1 protein-coding gene is annotated in these 331 nt (G+C 60.7%); it reads right to left on the bottom strand.

What is annotated here, in order from left to right; genetic code table 11:
* Positions 1-193: hypothetical protein (locus tag MOV76_RS39565; protein WP_247266638.1), on the bottom strand; the 193-nt coding region annotated here is incomplete at its 3' end.
* Between the last annotated feature and the right edge of the window lie 138 nt (positions 194-331).

Raw genomic sequence — 331 nt, 5'->3', positions numbered from 1 at the left:
CATCATGACCGGCCTCCTTCTGTTGGCAGGCATGTCCGCACTTTGCGTGATCGACGAACAGCCGCACGATGAGCACCGTCAACGCTTGGCGGGTCTCCTCCGGCAACTCCGGCCATTGCGGCGTCCCTGCCGTCTTCCCCCGCTGCGGGGCCGAGAACAGATCGAACTGGCATGTCATGGGCTGGCGAGGCATGAACATCTCTCCGACTCGTTTCGTGAAAGACCAATGCTGCGCCCATTACCGAAGATTGCGATGAGGCATCAGCGTCCTTCAGCAATCTTGCCAAAGAATGCAGGCTTGCGAGATCGACGTGCGGGACCGCCAGGCTGC

It is taken from the genome of Rhizobium sp. PRIMUS64 (genome assembly GCF_023006465.1).
GTDB classification, from domain to species: Bacteria; Pseudomonadota; Alphaproteobacteria; order Rhizobiales; family Rhizobiaceae; genus Rhizobium; species Rhizobium leguminosarum.
This window is presented reverse-complemented; position numbering and strand designations above follow the sequence as displayed.